The 21,283-nt window shown below is 55.2% G+C and carries 21 protein-coding genes and 1 rRNA gene; 8 read left to right on the top strand and 14 right to left on the bottom strand.

Annotated elements, in window-relative coordinates; all coding sequences use genetic code 11:
* Nucleotides 1-592, bottom strand: a 16S ribosomal RNA gene (locus tag FHC52_RS02955); the annotation flags it as partial.
* Between the two features lie 368 nt (nucleotides 593-960).
* Nucleotides 961-1,527, bottom strand: coding sequence for a D-glycero-beta-D-manno-heptose 1,7-bisphosphate 7-phosphatase (gene gmhB / locus FHC52_RS02950; RefSeq protein ID WP_032654754.1), 567 nt, complete (start codon nucleotides 1,525-1,527; stop codon nucleotides 961-963).
* Between the two features lie 188 nt (nucleotides 1,528-1,715).
* Between gmhB and metN the strand changes: the two genes are divergently transcribed.
* The 6 genes from metN (at nucleotide 1,716) to proS (ending at nucleotide 7,295) form a co-directional block, all read left to right on the top strand.
* Nucleotides 1,716-2,747 carry a methionine ABC transporter ATP-binding protein MetN gene (gene metN, locus FHC52_RS02945; RefSeq protein WP_008501880.1) on the top strand — a complete coding sequence of 344 codons (1,032 nt, stop codon included), beginning with the start codon at nucleotides 1,716-1,718 and terminating at the stop codon, nucleotides 2,745-2,747.
* Nucleotides 2,740-3,393: a methionine ABC transporter permease MetI gene (locus tag FHC52_RS02940; protein ID WP_003856130.1), complete on the top strand. Its 654-nt coding sequence runs from the start codon at nucleotides 2,740-2,742 to the stop codon at nucleotides 3,391-3,393. The genes metN and FHC52_RS02940 overlap by 8 nt, the downstream gene beginning before the upstream one ends.
* 40 nt (nucleotides 3,394-3,433) lie before the next feature.
* The gene (gene metQ / locus FHC52_RS02935) at nucleotides 3,434-4,249 is read left to right on the top strand and encodes a methionine ABC transporter substrate-binding lipoprotein MetQ (RefSeq protein WP_014168729.1); all 816 of its coding nucleotides are present in this window, start codon (nucleotides 3,434-3,436) and stop codon (nucleotides 4,247-4,249) included.
* Between the two features lie 106 nt (nucleotides 4,250-4,355).
* The gene (rcsF, locus tag FHC52_RS02930; RefSeq protein WP_008501883.1) at nucleotides 4,356-4,760 is read left to right on the top strand and encodes an Rcs stress response system protein RcsF; all 405 of its coding nucleotides are present in this window, start codon (nucleotides 4,356-4,358) and stop codon (nucleotides 4,758-4,760) included.
* Complete coding sequence (gene tsaA, locus FHC52_RS02925) at nucleotides 4,757-5,464, top strand: tRNA (N6-threonylcarbamoyladenosine(37)-N6)-methyltransferase TrmO (RefSeq protein ID WP_032675982.1); 708 nt, start codon at nucleotides 4,757-4,759, stop codon at nucleotides 5,462-5,464. The genes rcsF and tsaA overlap by 4 nt, the downstream gene beginning before the upstream one ends.
* Before the next feature lie 112 nt (nucleotides 5,465-5,576).
* Nucleotides 5,577-7,295 carry a proline--tRNA ligase gene (proS, locus tag FHC52_RS02920; RefSeq protein WP_021240478.1) on the top strand — a complete coding sequence of 573 codons (1,719 nt, stop codon included), beginning with the start codon at nucleotides 5,577-5,579 and terminating at the stop codon, nucleotides 7,293-7,295.
* 47 nt (nucleotides 7,296-7,342) lie between these two features.
* On the opposite strand, the gene nlpE is transcribed toward proS, so the two are convergent.
* The 3 genes from nlpE to FHC52_RS02905 are packed head-to-tail and all read right to left on the bottom strand — an operon-like array spanning nucleotide 7,343 to nucleotide 9,040.
* Nucleotides 7,343-8,041 (bottom strand): envelope stress response activation lipoprotein NlpE, encoded by a 699-nt coding sequence (gene nlpE / locus FHC52_RS02915; protein WP_021240479.1) that lies wholly within the window; start codon nucleotides 8,039-8,041, stop codon nucleotides 7,343-7,345.
* A gap of 34 nt (nucleotides 8,042-8,075) precedes the next feature.
* Nucleotides 8,076-8,498 carry an alternative ribosome rescue aminoacyl-tRNA hydrolase ArfB gene (gene arfB / locus FHC52_RS02910; protein ID WP_008501887.1) on the bottom strand — a complete coding sequence of 141 codons (423 nt, stop codon included), beginning with the start codon at nucleotides 8,496-8,498 and terminating at the stop codon, nucleotides 8,076-8,078.
* A complete protein-coding gene (locus FHC52_RS02905; protein WP_021240481.1) occupies nucleotides 8,495-9,040 on the bottom strand; it encodes a YaeQ family protein in 546 nt (181 codons plus the stop codon). Before FHC52_RS02905 ends, arfB begins: the two co-directional genes overlap by 4 nt.
* 196 nt (nucleotides 9,041-9,236) lie before the next feature.
* Between FHC52_RS02905 and FHC52_RS02900 the strand changes: the two genes are divergently transcribed.
* Both FHC52_RS02900 and rof read left to right on the top strand, forming a co-directional pair.
* A complete protein-coding gene (locus FHC52_RS02900) occupies nucleotides 9,237-9,437 on the top strand; it encodes a YaeP family protein (protein ID WP_008501889.1) in 201 nt (66 codons plus the stop codon).
* Nucleotides 9,424-9,684, top strand: a complete 261-nt coding sequence (gene rof / locus FHC52_RS02895) for a Rho-binding antiterminator (RefSeq protein ID WP_008501890.1) — start codon at nucleotides 9,424-9,426, stop codon at nucleotides 9,682-9,684. Before FHC52_RS02900 ends, rof begins: the two co-directional genes overlap by 14 nt.
* Before the next feature lie 28 nt (nucleotides 9,685-9,712).
* Here the strand turns inward: rof and tilS are convergent, their stop codons facing one another.
* The 9 genes from tilS to fabZ all read right to left on the bottom strand — a co-directional run bounded on the left by tilS (nucleotide 9,713) and on the right by fabZ (nucleotide 21,230).
* Nucleotides 9,713-11,002 (bottom strand): tRNA lysidine(34) synthetase TilS, encoded by a 1,290-nt coding sequence (gene tilS, locus FHC52_RS02890; protein WP_220419901.1) that lies wholly within the window; start codon nucleotides 11,000-11,002, stop codon nucleotides 9,713-9,715.
* A gap of 58 nt (nucleotides 11,003-11,060) precedes the next feature.
* Nucleotides 11,061-11,450, bottom strand: a complete 390-nt coding sequence (locus tag FHC52_RS02885; protein ID WP_023293230.1) for a VOC family protein — start codon at nucleotides 11,448-11,450, stop codon at nucleotides 11,061-11,063.
* A gap of 65 nt (nucleotides 11,451-11,515) precedes the next feature.
* Nucleotides 11,516-13,648, bottom strand: coding sequence for a lysine decarboxylase LdcC (locus tag FHC52_RS02880; RefSeq protein ID WP_220419900.1), 2,133 nt, complete (start codon nucleotides 13,646-13,648; stop codon nucleotides 11,516-11,518).
* Between the two features lie 100 nt (nucleotides 13,649-13,748).
* Nucleotides 13,749-14,708 carry an acetyl-CoA carboxylase carboxyl transferase subunit alpha gene (accA, locus tag FHC52_RS02875; RefSeq protein WP_008501895.1) on the bottom strand — a complete coding sequence of 320 codons (960 nt, stop codon included), beginning with the start codon at nucleotides 14,706-14,708 and terminating at the stop codon, nucleotides 13,749-13,751.
* A 12-nt stretch (nucleotides 14,709-14,720) separates the two neighbouring features.
* Nucleotides 14,721-18,203 carry a DNA polymerase III subunit alpha gene (dnaE, locus tag FHC52_RS02870; protein ID WP_023326729.1) on the bottom strand — a complete coding sequence of 1,161 codons (3,483 nt, stop codon included), beginning with the start codon at nucleotides 18,201-18,203 and terminating at the stop codon, nucleotides 14,721-14,723.
* A 38-nt stretch (nucleotides 18,204-18,241) separates the two neighbouring features.
* Nucleotides 18,242-18,838, bottom strand: a complete 597-nt coding sequence (gene rnhB, locus FHC52_RS02865) for a ribonuclease HII (protein WP_008501897.1) — start codon at nucleotides 18,836-18,838, stop codon at nucleotides 18,242-18,244.
* Complete coding sequence (gene lpxB, locus FHC52_RS02860; protein ID WP_008501898.1) at nucleotides 18,835-19,983, bottom strand: lipid-A-disaccharide synthase; 1,149 nt, start codon at nucleotides 19,981-19,983, stop codon at nucleotides 18,835-18,837. The genes rnhB and lpxB overlap by 4 nt, the downstream gene beginning before the upstream one ends.
* On the bottom strand, nucleotides 19,983-20,771 hold the full coding sequence (lpxA, locus tag FHC52_RS02855) for an acyl-ACP--UDP-N-acetylglucosamine O-acyltransferase (protein WP_008501899.1): 789 nt from the start codon (nucleotides 20,769-20,771) through the stop codon (nucleotides 19,983-19,985). The genes lpxB and lpxA overlap by 1 nt, the downstream gene beginning before the upstream one ends.
* A gap of 3 nt (nucleotides 20,772-20,774) precedes the next feature.
* A complete protein-coding gene (gene fabZ / locus FHC52_RS02850; RefSeq protein ID WP_010426706.1) occupies nucleotides 20,775-21,230 on the bottom strand; it encodes a 3-hydroxyacyl-ACP dehydratase FabZ in 456 nt (151 codons plus the stop codon).
* Nucleotides 21,231-21,283 lie beyond the last annotated feature (53 nt).

Below are 21,283 nucleotides of genomic sequence, written 5' to 3'. Positions count from 1 at the left end.
CAGACCGCCTGCGTGCGCTTTACGCCCAGTAATTCCGATTAACGCTTGCACCCTCCGTATTACCGCGGCTGCTGGCACGGAGTTAGCCGGTGCTTCTTCTGCGGGTAACGTCAATCGCTGAGGTTATTAACCTCAACGCCTTCCTCCCCGCTGAAAGTACTTTACAACCCGAAGGCCTTCTTCATACACGCGGCATGGCTGCATCAGGCTTGCGCCCATTGTGCAATATTCCCCACTGCTGCCTCCCGTAGGAGTCTGGACCGTGTCTCAGTTCCAGTGTGGCTGGTCATCCTCTCAGACCAGCTAGGGATCGTCGCCTAGGTGAGCCGTTACCCCACCTACTAGCTAATCCCATCTGGGCACATCTGATGGCAAGAGGCCCGAAGGTCCCCCTCTTTGGTCTTGCGACGTTATGCGGTATTAGCTACCGTTTCCAGTAGTTATCCCCCTCCATCAGGCAGTTTCCCAGACATTACTCACCCGTCCGCCGCTCGCCGGCAAAGTAGCAAGCTACTTTCCGCTGCCGCTCGACTTGCATGTGTTAGGCCTGCCGCCAGCGTTCAATCTGAGCCATGATCAAACTCTTCAATTTAAGTTTGATGCTCGTGAATTAAACTTCGTAATGAATTACGTATGTTCACTCAGAGACTTGGTATTCATTTATTGTCCGAAGACGTTAAGAATCCATGTCACTTTGAGTGCCCACACAGATTGTCTGATAAATTGTTAAAGAGCAGTGCAACGCGGCTTTCGCACACCGCTGCGAGGTGGCGTATATTACGCTTTCCTCTTTCAGAGTCAACCCGTTATTTCAGGATTTTTTCTCTTCAACCGACTGCGTTGCCTGTGAAGTGATTCACATCCGCCGTGTCGATGGAGGCGCATTATAGGGAGCCGCCGAGGAATGACAAGCGGAAAAATGCATTTTTATTTCAACCGCTCACCTTTTCACCAAAAAGGCTATTTTTGGTGCTTTTTAATCTCTTTTGGCAGATCGGCCAGACTATTAATAACCCAATCCGCCGCATTCTCAGCTTCTGGCGTCACTGGCTTGCCGGTACGCACTAATATTTTAGTCCCTACACCCGCGGCTGCGGCTGCCTGCATATCTTCCAGTTTATCGCCCACCATATAAGAAGCCGCCATATCAATGTGCAGGAACTCCTGCGCAGAGATAAACATCCCCGGATGCGGCTTACGGCAATCACAGGTCTGACGATACGCTTCTACGGTTCCCTGCGGATGATGCGGACAATAGTAGATGCCATCCAGATCCACACCGCGGTCGGCAAGTGACCAGTCCATCCATTCGGTCAGCGTCTCGAACTGCGCTTCGGTGAATTTACCACGTGCAATACCAGACTGGTTCGTCACCACCACCAGCGCATAGCCCATATCTTTCAACTGGCGCATGGCATCTATTACGCCCTCGATAAACTCGAACTCATCAATCTCATGGACATAACCGTGATCCACATTAATAGTGCCGTCACGATCGAGAAAAATTGCGGGTACTGATTTTGCCACCGGTTTGCTCCTGAAAAAGGCATGTTCAGCTAGTATCTCATGAATCGCAGCGCAATAAAGTGCTCATCGTACAGAGTTGGATTGATTTAGACGTCTGGATGCCTTAACATCCGTTTTGTTTACGGTCATCACCCGTATCTGGTAGAAGAAAATGCCACGGCTAACTTACATACGATAAAAATAATCTAATGATTAAACTTTCCAATATCACCAAAGTGTTCCAGCAGGGGAACCGAACCATTCAGGCACTGAACAACGTCAGCCTGCATGTTCCTGCTGGTCAAATTTATGGCGTCATTGGCGCATCGGGTGCAGGTAAAAGTACGCTGATCCGTTGTGTTAACCTGCTTGAGCGCCCAACCCAGGGCAGCGTAGAAGTTGGCGGCCAGGAACTTACCGCCCTTTCAGAGAAAGAACTCACCAAAGCGCGCCGTCAGATTGGCATGATCTTCCAACACTTTAACCTGCTGGCCTCCCGCACCGTGTTCGGCAACGTTGCCTTACCGCTTGAGCTGGATAACACGCCGAAAGAAGAAGTGAAGCGTCGCGTCACCGAGCTGCTCGACCTCGTAGGTCTGGGAGACAAACAGGATAGCTACCCGGCAAATCTGTCCGGTGGGCAAAAACAGCGTGTGGCCATTGCCCGCGCGCTGGCAAGCAATCCTAAGGTGCTGCTGTGTGATGAAGCCACCAGCGCACTGGATCCGGCAACCACGCGTTCGATTCTGGAACTGCTGAAAGACATTAACCGTCGCCTGGGCCTGACGATCCTCCTTATTACGCACGAGATGGACGTGGTGAAACGCATCTGCGACTGCGTGGCGGTCATCAGTAACGGTGAACTGATCGAGCAGGACACGGTAAGCGAAGTGTTCTCGCATCCGAAAACCCCGCTGGCGCAGCAGTTCATCCAGTCCACGCTGCATCTGGATATTCCGGAAGACTATCTGGAACGTCTGAAAACAGAAGCAACAGCAGACAGCGTCCCGATGCTGCGCATGGAGTTCACCGGCCAGTCCGTTGATGCTCCCCTGCTTTCCGAAACCGCACGTCGCTTTAACGTGAATAACAACATCATCAGCGCGCAGATGGATTACGCCGGTGGCGTCAAGTTCGGCATCATGCTGACAGAAATGCACGGCACACAAGAAGAAACCCAGGCAGCCATTGCCTGGCTGCAAGAACATCACGTAAAAGTAGAGGTACTGGGTTATGTCTGAGCCGATGATGTGGCTGCTGGTTCGCGGCGTTTGGGAAACGCTGGCAATGACCTTTGTCTCTGGCTTCTTTGGTTTTGTGATTGGCCTGCCGGTCGGCGTGTTGCTGTACGTGACGCGTCCGGGTCAAATCATTGAGAACGCGAAGCTGTACCGTACGCTCTCTGCGCTGGTGAACATCTTCCGTTCTATCCCGTTCATTATTCTGCTGGTGTGGATGATTCCATTTACCCGCGTGATCGTCGGAACGTCTATCGGTCTGCAGGCGGCGATCGTTCCGCTGACCGTTGGCGCTGCGCCGTTTATCGCCCGCATGGTGGAAAACGCCCTGCTGGAGATCCCAACCGGTTTGATCGAAGCGTCCCGCGCGATGGGCGCCACGCCGATGCAGATCGTCCGCAAGGTTCTGCTGCCTGAGGCACTGCCAGGGCTGGTGAATGCGGCAACCATTACGCTTATCACCCTGGTCGGTTATTCCGCGATGGGCGGTGCCGTAGGCGCGGGCGGTTTAGGCCAGATTGGTTACCAGTACGGCTATATTGGATATAACGCGACCGTGATGAATACCGTTCTGGTATTGCTGGTTGTTCTGGTTTACTTAATCCAGTTCTCTGGCGATCGCATCGTCCGGGCTGTTACGCACAAATAACGTTACACACAACATAAACTCTACGAGTTAAGGATAAAACATGGCGTTTAAATTAAAGACCTTCGCAGCAGTAGGCGCGCTGATCGGCTCTCTGGCACTGGTGGGTTGCGGTCAGGATGAAAAAGATCCGAACCACATTAAAGTGGGCGTTATCGTAGGTGCAGAACAGCAGGTTGCAGAAGTTGCTCAGAAAGTGGCGAAAGAGAAATATGGCCTGGACGTGGAGCTGGTGACCTTCAACGATTACGTTCTGCCGAACGAAGCGCTGAGCAAAGGTGATATCGACGCGAACGCCTTCCAGCATAAACCATACCTGGACCAGCAGATCAAAGATCGCGGCTATAAACTGGTGGGCGTGGGTAATACCTTCGTTTATCCAATTGCCGGTTACTCTAAGAAAATTAAATCCCTGGACGAGCTGCAGCCGGGCTCTCAGGTTGCCGTCCCTAACGACCCAACTAACCTTGGTCGTTCCCTGCTGCTGCTGCAGAAAGTGGGCCTGATCAAACTGAAAGACGGTGTTGGCCTGCTGCCAACCGTTCTGGATGTCACCGAGAACCCGAAAAATCTGAAAATTGTTGAGCTGGAAGCACCGCAGCTGCCACGTTCTCTGGACGATGCGCAGATTGCCCTGGCCGTTATCAACACCACGTACGCCAGCCAGATTGGCCTGACCCCAGCTAAAGACGGTATCTTCGTTGAAGATAAAGACTCTCCATACGTAAACCTGATCGTGACTCGCGAAGACAACAAAGACGCGGAAAACGTGAAGAAATTCGTACAGGCCTATCAGTCTGACGAAGTTTACCAGGAAGCCAACAAAGTGTTTAACGGCGGCGCTGTTAAAGGCTGGTAATCTCACCTCAGTGTAATATCATCAGGACGGGCTTATGCCCGTCTTGTCATTTGTGCAGTCAACTGATTCAATATCTGACGTTTTGATTATCCATTGAGGAAATATTATGCGTGCTTTACCGATCTGTCTTTTAGCACTCATGCTGAGCGGCTGTTCTATGCTAAGCAGATCTCCCGTTGAACCTGTTCAAAGCACGGCAACCCCGCCAAAGACCGAGCCTGCGAAACCGAAAGTGGTTCGCCCTGCGCCGGTTCGCATTATCACGAAAGCGGATGAACTCGTCGGTAAACCGTTCCGTGAACTGGGCGAAGTGAGCGGCGAATCCTGTCAGGCGACCAATCAGGACTCACCACCGAATATCCCGACAGCGCGTAAACGCATGCAGATTAATGCCGCAAAAATGAAAGCCAACGCGGTCCTTCTGCACAGCTGTGAAGTCACCAGCGGCACGCCGGGCTGCTACCGTCAGGCGGTGTGCATCGGTTCTGCGCTGAACATCACGGCGAAATGAGTGCATTTCAGTTCGAGCAGATAGGCGTTATCCACTCTCCTTACAAAGAGAAGTTCGCCGTCCCCCGCCAGCCCGGTCTTGTCACCAGCGGACGCGGTGAGCTTCACCTGATTGCGCCTTACAATCAGGCCGATGCGGTACGCGGGCTTGAGGCATTCAGCCACCTGTGGGTGGTGTTCGTGTTTCACCAGACGATGGAAGGCGGCTGGCGTCCTACCGTGCGTCCTCCTCGTCTTGGCGGCAATGCGAGAATGGGGGTGTTTGCGACGCGCTCGACCTTCCGTCCAAACCCGGTTGGCATGTCACTGGTTGAACTGAAAGGCATACGCTGCCAGAAAGATCGGGTGATACTGGAGTTAGGTAGCTTGGACCTTGTCGACGGCACGCCGGTGATCGACATCAAACCCTATTTGCCCTTCGCCGAAGCCCTTCCGGACGCGCGTGCAAGTTATGCTCAGGACGCCCCACAGGCGGACATGCCTGTATATTTTACGCCTGAGATAACCGCTCAGTTCGGCCAACTGGAGAAACGCTATCCTCGCTTACGGGATTTCATCACCGAAGTTCTGGCACAGGACCCGCGTCCGGCCTACCGTAAAGAAGAGGAAGCAGGTAAAACGTACGCCGTCTGGCTGCTGGATTTTAACGTTCGCTGGCGCGTCACCGGGGCAGGTTTTGAAGTGTTTGCCCTTGAACCCAGGTAATTTTGTTCTCCTCTCTTTTGGCATCTTTGCCACACTGGTAAACTAAACCACTTTTTTTGTGTCAGGCTGGTGTTTCAGCCTGTTCCAATCGTCGAAATGGAACCGTAACAACATGCGTACTAGCCAATATCTGCTCTCCACTCTGAAGGAGACGCCTGCCGACGCCGAAGTGATCAGCCATCAGCTGATGCTGCGCGCCGGGATGATCCGCAAGCTGGCCTCCGGGTTATACACCTGGCTGCCGACCGGCGTGCGCGTCCTGAAAAAAGTCGAAAACATCGTGCGTGAAGAGATGAACAACGCCGGTGCTATCGAGGTGTCCATGCCCGTGGTTCAGCCCGCTGACCTGTGGCAGGAGAGCGGTCGTTGGGAACAGTATGGTCCTGAACTGCTGCGCTTCGTCGATCGTGGCGAGCGTCCGTTCGTTCTCGGCCCAACGCATGAAGAAGTCATCACCGACCTGATTCGTAATGAGCTGAGCTCTTACAAACAGCTGCCGCTGAACTTCTTCCAGATCCAGACCAAGTTCCGTGACGAAGTTCGCCCGCGTTTCGGCGTCATGCGCTCTCGCGAATTCCTGATGAAAGACGCCTACTCTTTCCATACCTCTCAGGAATCCCTGCAAGAGACCTACGACGCAATGTACGCGGCGTACAGCAAAATCTTCTCCCGCATGGGGCTGGATTTCCGTGCTGTGCAGGCCGATACCGGCTCCATCGGCGGTAGCGCATCTCATGAATTCCAGGTACTGGCGCAGAGCGGTGAAGACGATGTGATCTTCTCTGACTCTTCCGATTACGCGGCGAACATCGAATTCGCAGAAGCGCTGGCACCAAAAGAACCACGTGCTGCGGCAACGCAAGAGATGACGCTGGTTGATACGCCAAACGCGAAAACCATTGCCGAGCTGGTTGAGCAGTTCAACCTGCCGATCGAAAAAACCGTGAAGACGCTGCTGGTGAAAGCCACCGAAGGGAGCGCTTACCCGCTGGTTGCCCTTCTGGTGCGTGGCGATCACGAGCTGAACGAAGTGAAAGCTGAGAAGCTGCCGCAGGTCGCCAGCCCGCTGACGTTCGCCACGGAAGCGGAAATCCGCGCCGTGGTCAATGCTGGCCCAGGTTCTCTCGGTCCGGTGAATATGCCGGTTCCTGTTGTTATTGACCGCACGGTAGCCGCGATGAGCGACTTCTCCGCCGGTGCGAACATCGACGGTAAACACTACTTCGGCATCAACTGGGATCGCGACGTGGCGACGCCGGAAGTGGCTGACATCCGTAACGTGGTCGCAGGCGATCCAAGCCCGGACGGTCAGGGTACCCTGATGATCAAGCGCGGCATTGAAGTCGGTCACATCTTCCAACTGGGTGATAAATACTCGCGCGCGCTGAACGCCGCTGTTCAGGGTGAAGATGGCCGTAACCAGATCCTGACCATGGGTTGCTACGGTATCGGGGTGACGCGCGTGGTAGCTGCCGCCATTGAGCAGAACTATGACGAGCGCGGCATCGTCTGGCCAGACAACATCGCACCGTTCCAGGTTGCTATTCTGCCAATGAACATGCACAAGTCTTACCGCGTGCAGGAACTGGCCGAGAAGCTGTATGCCGAGCTGCGTGCGCAGGGTATCGAAGTGCTGATGGATGACCGTAAAGAGCGTCCGGGCGTGATGTTTGCCGATATGGAACTGATCGGTATCCCACACACCGTCGTGATCGGCGACCGTAACCTCGACAGCGACGAGATTGAATACAAATACCGTCGCAGCGGCGAAAAACAGATGATCAAGACAGGCGAGATTCTTGATTACCTGGTGAAAGCCATCAAAGGCTAAACAAAAAACCCCGCTCAGGCGGGGTTTTTTAATGGCTCAGCGTCAGCTTATTTACTGTTACAGTCTTTACCCGCAACAAACTTCGCGTCTTTATCTGCCACCAGCGTTTTCACCATCTCGCCGCTATCCGGGTTTGGCTCCAGCGTAAAGTGACCGTCCACCGTCAGCAATACCGGCTTGCTGTCATTGCCGCGCGCCACCGCGTAATCACGTTCAAGCTGCGCATTGTTTGCCACGCTGACCTTCTTACCGGTTGCGCAGTCGGTAAAGATCGCCGCATCCGCCATATAGAAGTACATCCCCCGCATCGCCATCGGCGTCGCGGGCAGAGCCGCTTTTACCGGCGCCAGCGTGTAGTTGAACTGGGATTCAATTGGATTGCCTTCACGATCCAGCATCTCCATCCCCTCGCCTTTGGCGCGGAAATAAGTTTTCTCGCCAGCGGTATCCGTCAGAACCAGCTTCTCCGCCGTTCGCGCCCATGTTCCATAAGTTGCAAAAGAAGAAGGCTCTTTTGCGCCCTGATAGCGCTGGTTCATCACCCAGGTGCCGTCTTTTTGCAGGAACAGGGACGTTTCAATGCCTTCACAGTCCGCGCAAGGCAATACGCCGCGCCAGCTCTGCTGCATCGGTTTTAATTCTTCCGTCTGCGTGGGTTGTAAAACCTGCGTTTCGGAGCGGTTGTTACACCCGAAAAGCGCAAACAGCGTACTCACTGCCAGCGCTGACCATAATGCTTTTTTCACAATGAATTCCTTATGAAAAGTGTGTTCCCTTTCGTCACTCTGTGGGGCGACGAACTTTACCGCGTAGTGCTTTCACTGTGGATTTTTGGGCCTTCGAGGCCAGCCGACGCTCTTTCGATGCGCGGGTTGGCCGCGTTGCCCGGCGGCTTTTTTGTACTGCCGTTAATTCTTTGATGACCGCCACCAGCCTGGCTATCGCCGCTTCCCGGTTGAGCTCCTGGCTGCGGTATTCCTGGGCTTTGATCACCATCACGCCATCGCTGGTGATCAGGTGATGGCTGGCAGCAAGCAGACTTTCTTTATAATACTCTGGCAGGCTTGAGGCCCGAATGTCAAAACGCAAATGGATTGCCGTTGAGGCCTTGTTGACGTGCTGCCCACCTGCCCCCTGAGCACGGATGGCGGTGATCTCCAGCTCGTTGTCCGGAATGCTGACGTTTCGGGACAGGACGATCATGAGGCCGGTTGCCACGCCGTCAAATGAATTTCCAGATTATTCTGAGAATCAGAGAGCCAGATGGCACCGTCCTGAATCGTCGCCTGCAACACCATGGTCCGGCTGGCAAAGTCGCTCAGCTGCGCCAGTTGCTCATCATCCAGATACCAGACCGTGAGATTTTTAAACTGTCCGCACTTGCTCTTGTTTTGCTGCCACCAAATCTCCGCAGCGCGCTGATTATACGCGAATAAGGCCACTTCAGCGGACTGAGTGCAGGCCTTCTTAATTCTGCGTTCGTCCGGCAGTCCAAGTTCGATCCACAAATCAATACCCAGATGATCGTTGCGCAGCCAGGCTTCTGGCTCGTCTTCTGCGCTTAACCCACGGGTAAACTGCAGACGCTCGTCAGCGTACTTAATCCACGCCAGCAGGCGCAGCATCATGCGCTCCTGGGTTTCGGAGGGGTGGCGAGCCAGCGTCAGCGAGGCGTCCAGGAACTGGTTGCGATCGAGATCGGCCACATTGACCACTGCTTTATAAATTGTCGCTTTCAGCGCCATGAGAGAACTCCATTCGAATCAGGCGCTCATTGTAGCGAAAACCGCGGCAAAAGGCTGTTGTAGGGTGATAAATACACCGCTATCAAGGCGCTGATATTGCTTAAATGAGTATGGTATAGTCACCTTGCTAAACCGAGTTTATCTTCGTAGGCTTAATGATATCTCACAGTAAGTCAGTGCGCTGGCGGGAGGGGATGTGAATAATTATTGTGAGTTAATTCGCAAACGGTATGCGGAAATCGCCAGCGGAGATCTGGGGTATGTCCCGGACGCGTTGGGCTGTGTATTGAAAGTGCTTAATGAAGTGGCCTCTGATGAGAGCCTTTCAGAGTCGGTCAGGGAAAAAGCAGCGTATGCTGCGGCGAATTTACTGGTGAGCGATTATGTCGATGAATGATACTTATCAACCCATCAATTGTGATGACTATGACAACCTCGAACTCGCCTGCCAGCATCATTTATTACTGACGCTGGAGCTAAAAGATGGCGAAGTGTTGAAGGCGAAGGCCAGCGATCTGGTTTCACGTAAGAATGTGGAATACCTGATAGTGGAAGATGCCGGTGCGACGCGTGAGCTGCGCCTGGATAAAATAGCCAGCTTCAGCCACCCGCAAATCGGCACCGTCGTGGTGAGCGAATCCTGATGACATTAACGGGCAGCCTGGCTGCCCGTTACGCTTTCTGCCACTCAAACCTGACACCCTCTTCCGCCCATCCCGCTTCCGTGATGAAAATGCCCGCAGCAGCAATCAATGTTTCACCATAGAACAGCAGCGGCGTGGTGTCGCGCAGCCACGGCGGCACGTTGCACTCCTGCCAGATTTTCTTCAGCTTGCGTCCCCCGTTGCGCCCGACAATATGCAGCATGCCGCCAGCCTTAAAGCGTACCGTTACCGGTTCTCCTGCCTCTGGCAGCCTCACATGACCAGACGGTATAAGAGAAACACGTCCAGCGTCAGCGGGCAATATCAGCGGAAGCGCAGGTGAAAGCCAGTCGAGCACCACATTGGTCAGTGAGGGCGTTGATTTTACCCACCAGAGTTCCCCTTTGTAGCGCCTTACGTCAAAACCGTTCAGATGGACGCACGGGAAAGCATCCTCCCGCGCCAGGGCAACCTCGTCCCAGATACGGTTTAGCATCGCCCGCGACGGCATCGCGGCGTGATGAGAGGCCAGCCAGCGCCGTATCAGTGCGGCGCGACGCACCGGGCTCATCGCTTTCAGCGGTGCAATCGCCAGCGCTCCGTCTTCAGAAATCAGTTCAGCCAGCTCGTCACTCAACAGCTCGTCCAGCAGCGATTCCTGTTCGGCGCACAGCATAGCGCTTCTTGCCGTCGCGTCGGCGAAATGCGGCCAGCGCTCGCTCAATAGCGGGAGGACGCGCAGACGCAGAAAGTTACGGTCATAGCCGTCATCCTGGTTGCTCTCATCTTCAATCCAGCTGAGCTGATGTTCTCGCGCCCAGGCCTCAAGCGAGGCGCGCGTCTCGCCAAGCAGCGGACGCAGTAACGTTGTACCGGCAAACTCAGAACGCTCAGGCATGGCTGAAAGCCCTGCCGGTCCGCTGCCCCGCTTAAGCGCCAGCAGAAAGGTTTCACACTGATCGTCCAGGTGCTGGGCTGTGACCAGTGCTTCTCCTGTACGCAATGCCCCGGCAAAGGCGGCATAGCGGGCTTTACGCGCCTGCGCCTCAATGCCCAGCCCTTCCTCCGCAAGCGTGACGCGCTCGACGAGAAGCGGGATCGCCCACGCCGCACACAAGGCTTCGCAGTGCGCCACCCACTCCTCTGCGTGAGGACTTAATCCGTGATGAATATGTATCGCGCGCAGCTGGACGTCAGGCTCCTGGTCGCGCCAGCGCTTAAGACGATGGAGCAGAACGGTGGAATCCAGGCCACCGCTAAACCCCACCAGCAGCTGGCGGTACGGTGAAACGGCGTGTGCGATAGCGGGTAAGGTCATAGGGAATTACACATAAAAAATGCCCGAACTGAGCGGGCATTATCACACAGGACGAAGATTACTGCTGATAAAGCTCCAGCGGCAGGCCGTCCGGGTCGTTGAAAAAGGTAAAGCGCTTGTCGGTGAACGGATCGACGCGGATTGCTTCACACGTCACGCCGTGCGCTTCCAGATGTTTTACTGCGCTATCCAGGTCATCGACGCTGAAGGCAAGATGGCGCAGGCCGCAGGCTTCCGGGCGGGACGGACGCGCAGGCGGAAAAGGAAAAGAGAACAGTTCAATCACATACTGCCCGTTTAACGCCAGGTCGCCCTTCCAGGAGTCGCGCTCCTCACGGTAGGCCTCGCTCAACAGCGTAAAGCCGAGAATGTCGCAGTAGAAGGCCTTACTCTTCGCGTAATCGGTCGCAATGATCGCAATATGATGAACCTGTTTTAAACCCAGCATAGCTTCTCCTTTTTATGATGCCTGAACGTTACAACCGAAAACCCGCACCTGGCAAGCGGTCACCCTTATTTTAGGACTCGCACCCAGTACACGCCGTTTTCGTCGCGCTTCGCACCGTGGATATCCGTCTCAAAACCGGGATAGTGACGCCCTACCGAACAGAGCATCAGCAGGAAATCGAGCACGGCCCGACTCTCTTCGGTAATCATCTCTCCCGGCATCAGGAGCGGTACGCCCGGCGGATACGGCAGGATCATGTTTGCCGATACACGCCCAACCAGATTTTCCAGCTCGACGGTTTCGACCTCCCCCCTCACCTGGCGCTGCCATGCCTTGTGCGGGGTAAACTTCATCTCCGGCAACACATCGAACGCCTGTAGCATCAGACGCGGCAGATCGTGCTGACGGATCAGCCTGTGGATCCCCTGGGCCAGATCCTGAATACGCATATTGCGGTAGAAGTCAGGATCTTCCGCGTAGAGATCCGGCAGCATGTTCTTCACCCGCAGGTTGAGATCGTAGGCGCGCTTAAATTCCATCAGACCGCGCAGCAGCCCCATCGCCCGGGTTTTATCGATCCCGATACTGAACAGGAACAGCAAATTATAGGGGCCTGTTTTCTCCACCACCACGCCGCGTTCATCAAGGAACTTCGCCACCAGCGCCGCCGGGATCCCTTCCTCACCCATCACACCCTGCTCATCCATACCCGGCGTCAGGATCGTCACCTTAACCGGATCGAGGAACATATGGTCACTATCGGCATCCCGGAAGCCATGCCAGTCTTCGCCGGGCGAAACCGGCCAGCATTCTGCTTCATCAATCTCTTCCGGCTGCCAGATATCAAAGAACCAGCCGTCGGCTTCCTCTTTGAGCCGCTGAACCTCTTTACGGAAATGCAGCGCGCGCTCCACAGAGCGATTGATAAGACGTTTACCGGGATTGCCGCGCAGCATCGCCGCAGCCGTTTCGATAGACGCCACCAGCGGATAGCTTGGTGAGGTGGTGGTATGCATCATAAAGGCTTCGTTAAAGGTCTCTTCGTCGTATTCGCCTTTGATGTGAATCAGCGAAGCCTGGGAAAACGCGGCCAGCATTTTGTGCGTCGACTGCGTTTCGAAGAACACTTTACCCGGCACGCGTTCACCGCTCATGCCGCTTTTACCCGCGTAAATCGGATGGAAATTGGTGTACGGTACCCACGCGGAATCGAAGTGGATCGACGGCACGTCCAAAGTCTTTTTGATCCAGTCCGTGTTGTACAGCAGACCGTCATAGGTCGAGTTGGTGATCACCGCATGGACAGGCCAGCCTGCGCCAGGGATCGTCGCGACCTTGCGTTCAATCGCGTCATGCGCGAACTCCCGCCGCGGAATACCGCCCAGAATACCGAGCGCGTTGCGCGTGGGCGACAGCCAGAGCGGTACGACGTCGCTCATCATCAGCAGGTGCGCCAGCGATTTATGGCAGTTACGGTCAATCAGCAGGGTGCTCCCCGCAGGCGCGGCATACATTCCGACGATTTTGTTCGAGGTCGAGGTGCCGTTGGTCACCATATAGCTCTGCTCGGCCCCAAAGGTGCGGGCGATATACTCTTCGGCTTCCAGATGCGGTCCGGTATGATCCAGCAGCGAGCCTAATTCGGTGACTGAAATGGACACGTCCGCTTTCAGCGTGTTGCCACCAAAGAAATCATAGAACAGGCAGCCCACCGGGCTTTTTTGGTAGGCCGTTCCCGCCATATGCCCAGGCGTACAGAAGGTATATTTCCCCTCTTTCACGTAGGTGAAGAGCGCCCGGGTAAAGGGCGGCGTAATGTTATCGAGATATTCATTCGTGTATTGCTGAATTCGGGTCGCAATGTCTTCCGCCACGCCGAGGGAATATTCAAAGAACCACAGCGCCATACGCATATCATTGGCGCTGACGTCCATGGTTGAGTGGGTATTAATAAACGCGTACAGCGGGAGATATTCGTTCAGCTTGTTGATATCGCTGCACAGTTCGAGGTCATATTCATCCCAGTCGAAGATCACGCCGCAGATACGCGGGTTATGCTCGATGAACTTCAGCAGATCGGCGCTGTTGTGCGGCCAGATTAGCTGATACCCGCGCGACTGCAGGGCGTGCTCCAGCTCCTTAATCGGCTCATCTTTATAAAAGACGCCGTGTGGCCCCATAACGGCAATGATATTCATGGGCTTCCTCCTTAAAAAACATTAGCTAAGCATAGTCCGGCTAAACCGCAGGTATAAAAAAAGCCGCAACATTGTGCGGCTTTTCAGATAATTGTGAAGCTTACGCGTAGCCGTAAGTCATCAGACGCTGGTAACGGCGGTTGAGCAGATCTTCTTTGCTCAGCACGTCCAGGTCTGCCAGATCGGCCAGCAGCTGTGCTTTCAGAGAAGCAGCCATCACTTCCGGCTTACGATGTGCCCCACCCAGTGGTTCCGGGATGATGGAATCGATCAGCTTAAGCTCTTTCAGGCGTGGCGCAATGATGCCCATCGCTTCTGCAGCCAGAGGCGCTTTGTCGGCACTCTTCCACAGAATAGACGCGCAGCCTTCCGGGGAGATTACGGAATAGGTGCTGTACTGCAGCATATTCACTTTATCACCCACGCCAATCGCCAGCGCGCCACCGGAACCACCCTCACCGATAACGGTACAGATGACCGGCACCTTCAGACGAGACATCTCGCGCAGGTTGCGCGCGATAGCTTCAGACTGACCGCGCTCTTCCGCGCCCACGCCTGGGTATGCACCCGGGGTGTCGATGAAGGTGATGATTGGCATGTTGAAACGCTCAGCCATCTCCATCAGACGCAGGGCTTTACGGTAGCCTTCTGGTGCTGGCATACCAAAGTTACGACGGATTTTCTCTTTGGTTTCACGGCCTTTCTGATGACCAATGATCATCACCGGGCGTCCGTCCAGACGCGCGATACCACCAACGATAGCTTTATCGTCAGCGTATGCGCGATCGCCTGCCAGTTCGTCAAATTCGTCAAACGCCAGGCGGACATAATCCAGGGTGTACGGACGCTGTGGATGGCGTGCCAGCTGGGCCACCTGCCATGCGCCGAGATCGGCAAAGATTTTGCGCGTCAGCTCTACGCTTTTCTCGCGCAGACGATGCACTTCTTCGTCGATGTTAATATCCAGTTTTTCATCCTGACGGCTTACCGCTGTCAGAGAATCGATTTTCGCTTCCAGCTCAGCAATCGGCTGTTCGAAATCAAGGAAATTCAGACTCATAGTATTCCTGTATTAGTCAAACTCCAGTTCCACCTGCTCCGAACCAATGAGGCCACGGAGATCGTTCAGTAAACGATCGCTCGGAGAGACACGCCACGTTGCACCAAAGCGCAACCGCGCACGTGCATCCGCCCTCTGATAGTAGAGATGTACTGGAATTGTCCCCGAGCGGTGGGGTTCCAGAGACTGACGGAGTCGGTTTAAAAGCTGGTCATCAATTTGCCTGTCCGTCAGCGAGATAGCAAGCCCGCGAGCATATTTTTCCCGGGCTTCGTCAATGTCCATCACTTCGCGGGCGGTCATTTTAAGCCCCCCACTGAAGTCATCAAAGCTGACCTGTCCGCTGACGATAAGTATGCGGTCTTTTTCCAGCAATTGCTGGTATTTATCCAGCGCGTCGGTGAACAACATCACCTCCAGACGCCCGGAACGGTCATCCAACGTACAGATGCCGATACGATTGCCGCGCTTGGTGACCATAACCCTTGCAGCAATCACGAGCCCCGCAGCCGTGGTGATTTTACCACGTTCTGTCGGATGCATGTCTTTTAGCCTGTGGCCGCCGACATAGCGCTCAATTTCTTTAATGTACTGGTTGATCGGGTGACCCGTCAGGTACAAACCTAACGTTTCACGCTCGCCGTCCAGCACCACCTGTTCTGGCCACGGCTGGCAGTTGGAATACGACTGTTCAATCTGCTCCGGCTCTTCCGCCAGCACCCCGAACATATCCGCCTGGCCAATGGCTTCCGCTTTTGCGTGCTGATCCGCCGCTTTCAGGGCGTCGCCCAGCGAGTTCATCAGCGCGGCGCGGTGCGGCCCCAGCCTGTCGAACGCGCCGGACATGATCAGTTTTTCCAGCACGCGGCGGTTCAGCTTTTTGGTATCGGTACGGGCGCAAAGATCGAATAGCTCGCGGAAATACCCGCCGTTGTTGCGCGCTTCGATGATCGCCTCGATCGGCCCTTCACCTACGCCCTTGATCGCGCCGATCCCGTAAACGATCTCCCCGTCGTCGTTGACGTGGAAATGGTAGAGACCTGAGTTAATATCCGGCGGCAGGATCTTCAGCCCCATGCGCCAGCACTCATCCACCAGGCCCACCACCTTCTCGGTGTTGTCCATATCGGCGGTCATTACCGCAGCCATAAACTCCGCAGGATAGTGCGCCTTCAGCCACAGCGTTTGATACGACACCAAAGCATAGGCGGCTGAGTGAGATTTGTTAAATCCGTACCCGGCGAATTTCTCCACCAGGTCGAAGATTTTCATCGCCAGCTCGCCGTCGACGCCGTTTTTCTTCGCCCCGTCTTCAAAGATGGAACGCTGCTTAGCCATCTCTTCCGGCTTTTTCTTACCCATCGCACGACGCAGCATGTCCGCGCCGCCAAGCGTATAGCCGGAAAGCACCTGGGCGATCTGCATCACCTGTTCCTGATACAGGATGATGCCATAGGTTGGCTCCAGTACCGGCTTCAGGCTTTCGTGCTGCCACTGAACGTCCGGGTAGGAAATCTCTTCGCGCCCGTGCTTACGGTCGATAAAGTTATCTACCATCCCTGACTGCAAAGGACCCGGACGGAACAGGGCCACCAGTGCGATCATATCTTCGAAGCAGTCGGGCTGCAGACGCTTAATCAGATCTTTCATGCCGCGGGATTCAAGCTGGAAGACAGCAGTGGTCTCCGAGCGCTGCAGCATGTCGAAACTTTTCTTGTCGTCCAGCGGGATGGCCGCGATATCCAACGGCGGCTCGCCGTTCTTCTCGCGGCGGGCGTTGATCATCTCCAGCGCCCAGTTGATGATGGTCAGCGTACGCAGGCCAAGGAAGTCAAACTTCACCAGCCCGGCGTATTCTACGTCGTTCTTGTCGAACTGGGTGACCGGATGCTGGCCCGCTTCATCGCAATACAGCGGCGCGAAGTCGGTGATTTTGGTCGGGGCGATAACCACGCCCCCCGCATGCTTACCGGCGTTACGCGTGACGCCTTCCAGCTTGCGCGCCATGTCGATCAGCGCTTTGACCTCTTCGTCCGCTTCATAGATTTCCGGCAGCTGCGGTTCAGCCTCAAAGGCTTTTGCCAGCGTCATGCCCGGATCGGGCGGCACCAGTTTAGAGATGCGATCGACAAACCCGTACGGGTGGCCCAGCACGCGGCCCACGTCGCGGATAACCGCTTTCGCCGCCATCGTACCGAAGGTAATGATCTGCGATACCGCATCACGGCCGTACATGTCGGCCACGTGCTCGATCACCTGGTCGCGTTTCTCCATGCAGAAGTCGACGTCGAAGTCGGGCATCGAGACACGTTCCGGGTTGAGGAAACGTTCGAACAGCAGGTCGAACTCCAGCGGATCGAGGTCGGTAATTTTCAGCGCATACGCCACCAGCGAACCTGCGCCGGAGCCACGCCCCGGCCCAACCGGCACGCCGTTATCCTTCGACCACTGGATGAACTCCATAACGATCAGGAAGTAGCCCGGGAAGCCCATCTGGTTGATCACCTGGAGTTCTATGTCCAGGCGTTCGTCATACTCCGGGCGACGCTTTTTACGCTCTTCTTCATCCGGGAACAGGAATTCCAGACGCTCTTCCAGACCTTCTTTCGATTTCATGACCAGGAAATCTTCCGTGGTCATGTCACCCGTCGGGAACTGCGGCAGGAAGTATTCGCCAAGGCGGACGGTGACGTTGCAGCGCTTGGCAATCTCTACGCTGTTTTCCAGCGCTTCGGGGATATCGGAGAAGAGCTCACACATCTCCTCCTCGCTGCGCATGTACTGTTGTGCGGAGTAATTACGCGGCCGCTTCGGATCGTCGAGGGTAAAGCCATCGTGGATCGCCACGCGAATTTCGTGAGCGTCAAAATCGCCCGCCTCAAGGAATCGCACATCATTGGTGGCCACTACGGGCAGGCCACGCTCCTCTGCGAGCGCCACCGCGGCATGAAGATAGCTCTCTTCATCCTGACGGCCGGTACGGATCAACTCCAGGTAATAACGATTCGGGAAATATTCTTCATAGAACGAGACGCATTGATCCACCAGCGCGCTGTTACCGCGCAGCAGGGATTTGCCGACGTCCCCCATCCGGCCGCCTGAGATCAGGAGCAGCCCTTCGTTCAGTTCAGCCAGCCAGTCGCGGTCGATCCACGGTCCCAGCGCGCCGTAACCGCGCTGATAGGCTTTGGAGATCAGCAGCGTGAGGTTTTGGTAACCCGCGTTGTTCATCGCCAGCACGGAGATTTGCGTCAGTTCATCGCCGATGAGATCGCTCTGCACATGAAAATCTGCCCCGACAATAGGCTTCATCCCCGCGCCGTGCGCCGTTCCGTAGAACTTCACCAGGCCACACAGGTTGGTAAAATCGGTGATCGCCAGCGCAGGCATGCCAAGCGAGGCCGCCTTTTTTACCAGCGGCCCGGTCTTCGCCAGCCCATCGATCATGGAGTAGTCGCTATGCACCCGCAGGTGTACGAAACGTGGTTCAGCCATCTTCAGATTCCGCGTTACTTAATTGCTTGCGTAATGATTCAGGACACCCGTCCCAGGGCGCGTTTTACCGGGCCAAAACTGCGCCGATGGTGTTCGGTTGCGCCATGTTCAGCCAGCCTCTCCAGGTGGAAAGGTGTGGGATATCCCTTATGCTGGGCGAAACCATACTGAGGGTAAGTGAGGTCCAGCGCGGCCATTTCGGCGTCGCGTGTCACTTTGGCAATAATAGAAGCTGCGCTAATTTCTGCGACCCGGCTATCGCCTTTGACCACTGCCATTGAAGGCATGGGCAATGCCGGACAGCGGTTGCCGTCAATCAGGACATATTCAGGGGAAATTTTCAGCCCCGCCACCGCACGCTGCATCGCCAGCATCGTGGCATGCAAAATATTCAGCTCGTCTATCTCATGCGGTTCAGCGCGCCCGAGGCTCCAGGCCAGCGCTTTCTCCTGAATCTCACTAAACAGCGCCAGCCGGCGCTTTTCAGACAATTTTTTTGAGTCGTTCAGCCCGACGATCGGCCGAGCCGGATCGAGGATCACCGCAGCGGTCACCACGGCTCCCACTAACGGACCACGACCCACTTCGTCCACACCCGCCACAAGGTGGGTGTGAGGATAAACAAATTCCATCATTTTGCTAACTCCAGCACCGCATCGGCCGCTTGCTCATCAGCATTACAGCGGATCAGTTGATGCAGTTCGCGGAAGGTATCGTGCATCTGGTGGCTGGTTTTACCGTTGGCGAGCAGCGGCAGCAGGGCCTCCGCCAGCGCCTGTGGCTGGCATTCATCCTGTAGCAGTTCTTTCACCAGCTCGCGACCCGCAAGCAGGTTTGGCAGGGAGACGTAATCTGTTTTCACCAGACGTTTTGCCAGCCAGAAGGTAAACGGCTTCATGCGGTAACCGACCACCATCGGGCATTTCGCCAGCATACACTCCAGCGCCGCCGTGCCGGAGGCCAGCAGTGCGGCATCGCTCGCATACATCGCTTCCCGCCCCTGCCCGTCCAGAAGACGGACGTGAAGATCCGGGGCGACGTCAGCTTTGATGCGCTCAAACTGCTCGCGGCGTTTGGCATTCACCAGCGGCACGACCACTTCAAGATCGGGATAGGTCTGACGAAGAAGTTGCGCAGTCTTAAGAAAATCGGCGCTCAGCATCTCAACTTCTGCGCCACGGCTGCCTGGCAGTAAGGCCAGACAGTGCACATCATGCGGGATGCCCAGCGCGTCGCGCGCCGCGTTTTTATCCGGATCCAGTGGCATCGCATCCGCCATGGTATGACCGATAAAACGGCACGGAACATTAAATCTGTCGTAAAACGCTTTTTCGAAAGGCAGGAAAGCCAGCACCAGGTGGGTGGACCGTCCGATTTTGAAAACGCGTTTCTGTCGCCACGCCCAGACGGACGGACTGACGTAGTGAATCGTCTTAATGCCCTGCTTTTTCAGGTTCCCTTCGAGGGTAATGTTGAAATCAGGTGCATCGATACCGACAAACACATCGGGTTTGAGTTCGGTAAAGCGGCGGGTGAGATCGGCACGGATGTGCAGCAAACGGCGTAACCGTCCCAGCACCTCAACGATCCCCATCACGGCCAGCTCTTCCATTTCATACCAGGCTTCACAGCCTTCGGCCTGCATCAGCGGGCCAGCAACACCGACGAAGCGAGCATTGGGTACGCGAGCCTTAAGCGCACGGATGAGACCGGCACCAAGAATATCGCCGGAGGTTTCTCCGGCGACCAGGGCTATCGTAAGCGGACGACTGTCGACCATTAACGAATCAGACCCCTTGTTGAACGGTCAAAGAACTCCATGAACGCGTCCACTTCCGGGTGCTTTTTCGCCAGTTCGGCAATTTCCGGCTTCGCCTCTTCCAGCGTTTTACCGCTACGGTACAGCAGTTTGTACGCGTTGCGGATGGCAGTAATCGCTTCGCGACTAAAACCACGACGCTTGAGGCCTTCGATGTTCACGCCAAACGGCGTGGCATGGTTGCCCTGCGCAATCACATACGGTGGGACGTCCTGCGCCACACCGGAGCATCCGCCGACCATCACGTGCGCACCAATGATGCAGAACTGATGGACTGCGGTCATGCCGCCAATAATTGCGAAGTCATCAACTGATACGTGTCCTGCCAGCGTGGCATTGTTGGCAAGGATACAGCGATCACCCACGGTACAGTCGTGCGCGATATGCGCATTCACCATAAACAGGTTATCGCTGCCCACCTTCGTCAACCCACCACCCTGTACTGTTCCACGATGAATGGTGACGCTTTCGCGAATACGGTTACGATCGCCGATTTCCACACGGGTCGACTCACCAGCATATTTCAGATCCTGGTTAACTTCGCCGATGGAGGCAAACTGATAGATCTCGTTATTGCAGCCAATGGTCGTGTGACCATTCACCACAACGTGAGATTTCAGTACTGTACCCTCACCAATTTCGACATGGGGTCCAACAATACAAAACGGGCCAATGTGGGCGTTAGCACCAACGATGGCACCCGTTTCCACAATGGCGGTAGGATGAATAAAGGCGGATTTATCAATCACGTATCAGGACTCCCGGCTACGAGCACACATCATCGTCGCTTCGCAAACAACTTTACCGTCAACCAGCGCTACGCCTTTGAAGCGAGTCAGGCCACGACGCGTTTTTTCAAAAGTGACTTCCATGATCATCTGATCACCAGGCACGACAGGGCGCTTAAAGCGCGCTTCGTCAATACCCGCGAAGTAATACAGCTCACCGGGTTCCAGTTTACCGACGCTTTTAAACGCCAGAATACCGGTAGCCTGAGCCATCGCTTCCAGAATCAACACACCCGGGAAGATAGGTTTACCAGGGAAGTGCCCCTGGAAGAACGGCTCATTCACGGAAACATTTTTCACTGCGCGCAGAAAACGACCTTCTTCAAAATCCAGCACACGGTCTACCAGCAGAAACGGGTAGCGGTGCGGCAGAAGTTCTAAAATCTCTTCAATATGCAGAGTATGAGTGTCAGTAGTCAAAATACTCTTCCTGTCAAAATGTACTGATAACAATAATAACACGGCCTGCCGGT

The sequence above is a fragment of the Enterobacter sp. EC_64 genome (assembly GCF_019584165.1).
Taxonomy (GTDB): Bacteria; Pseudomonadota; Gammaproteobacteria; order Enterobacterales; family Enterobacteriaceae; genus Enterobacter; species Enterobacter roggenkampii.
This window is presented reverse-complemented; position numbering and strand designations above follow the sequence as displayed.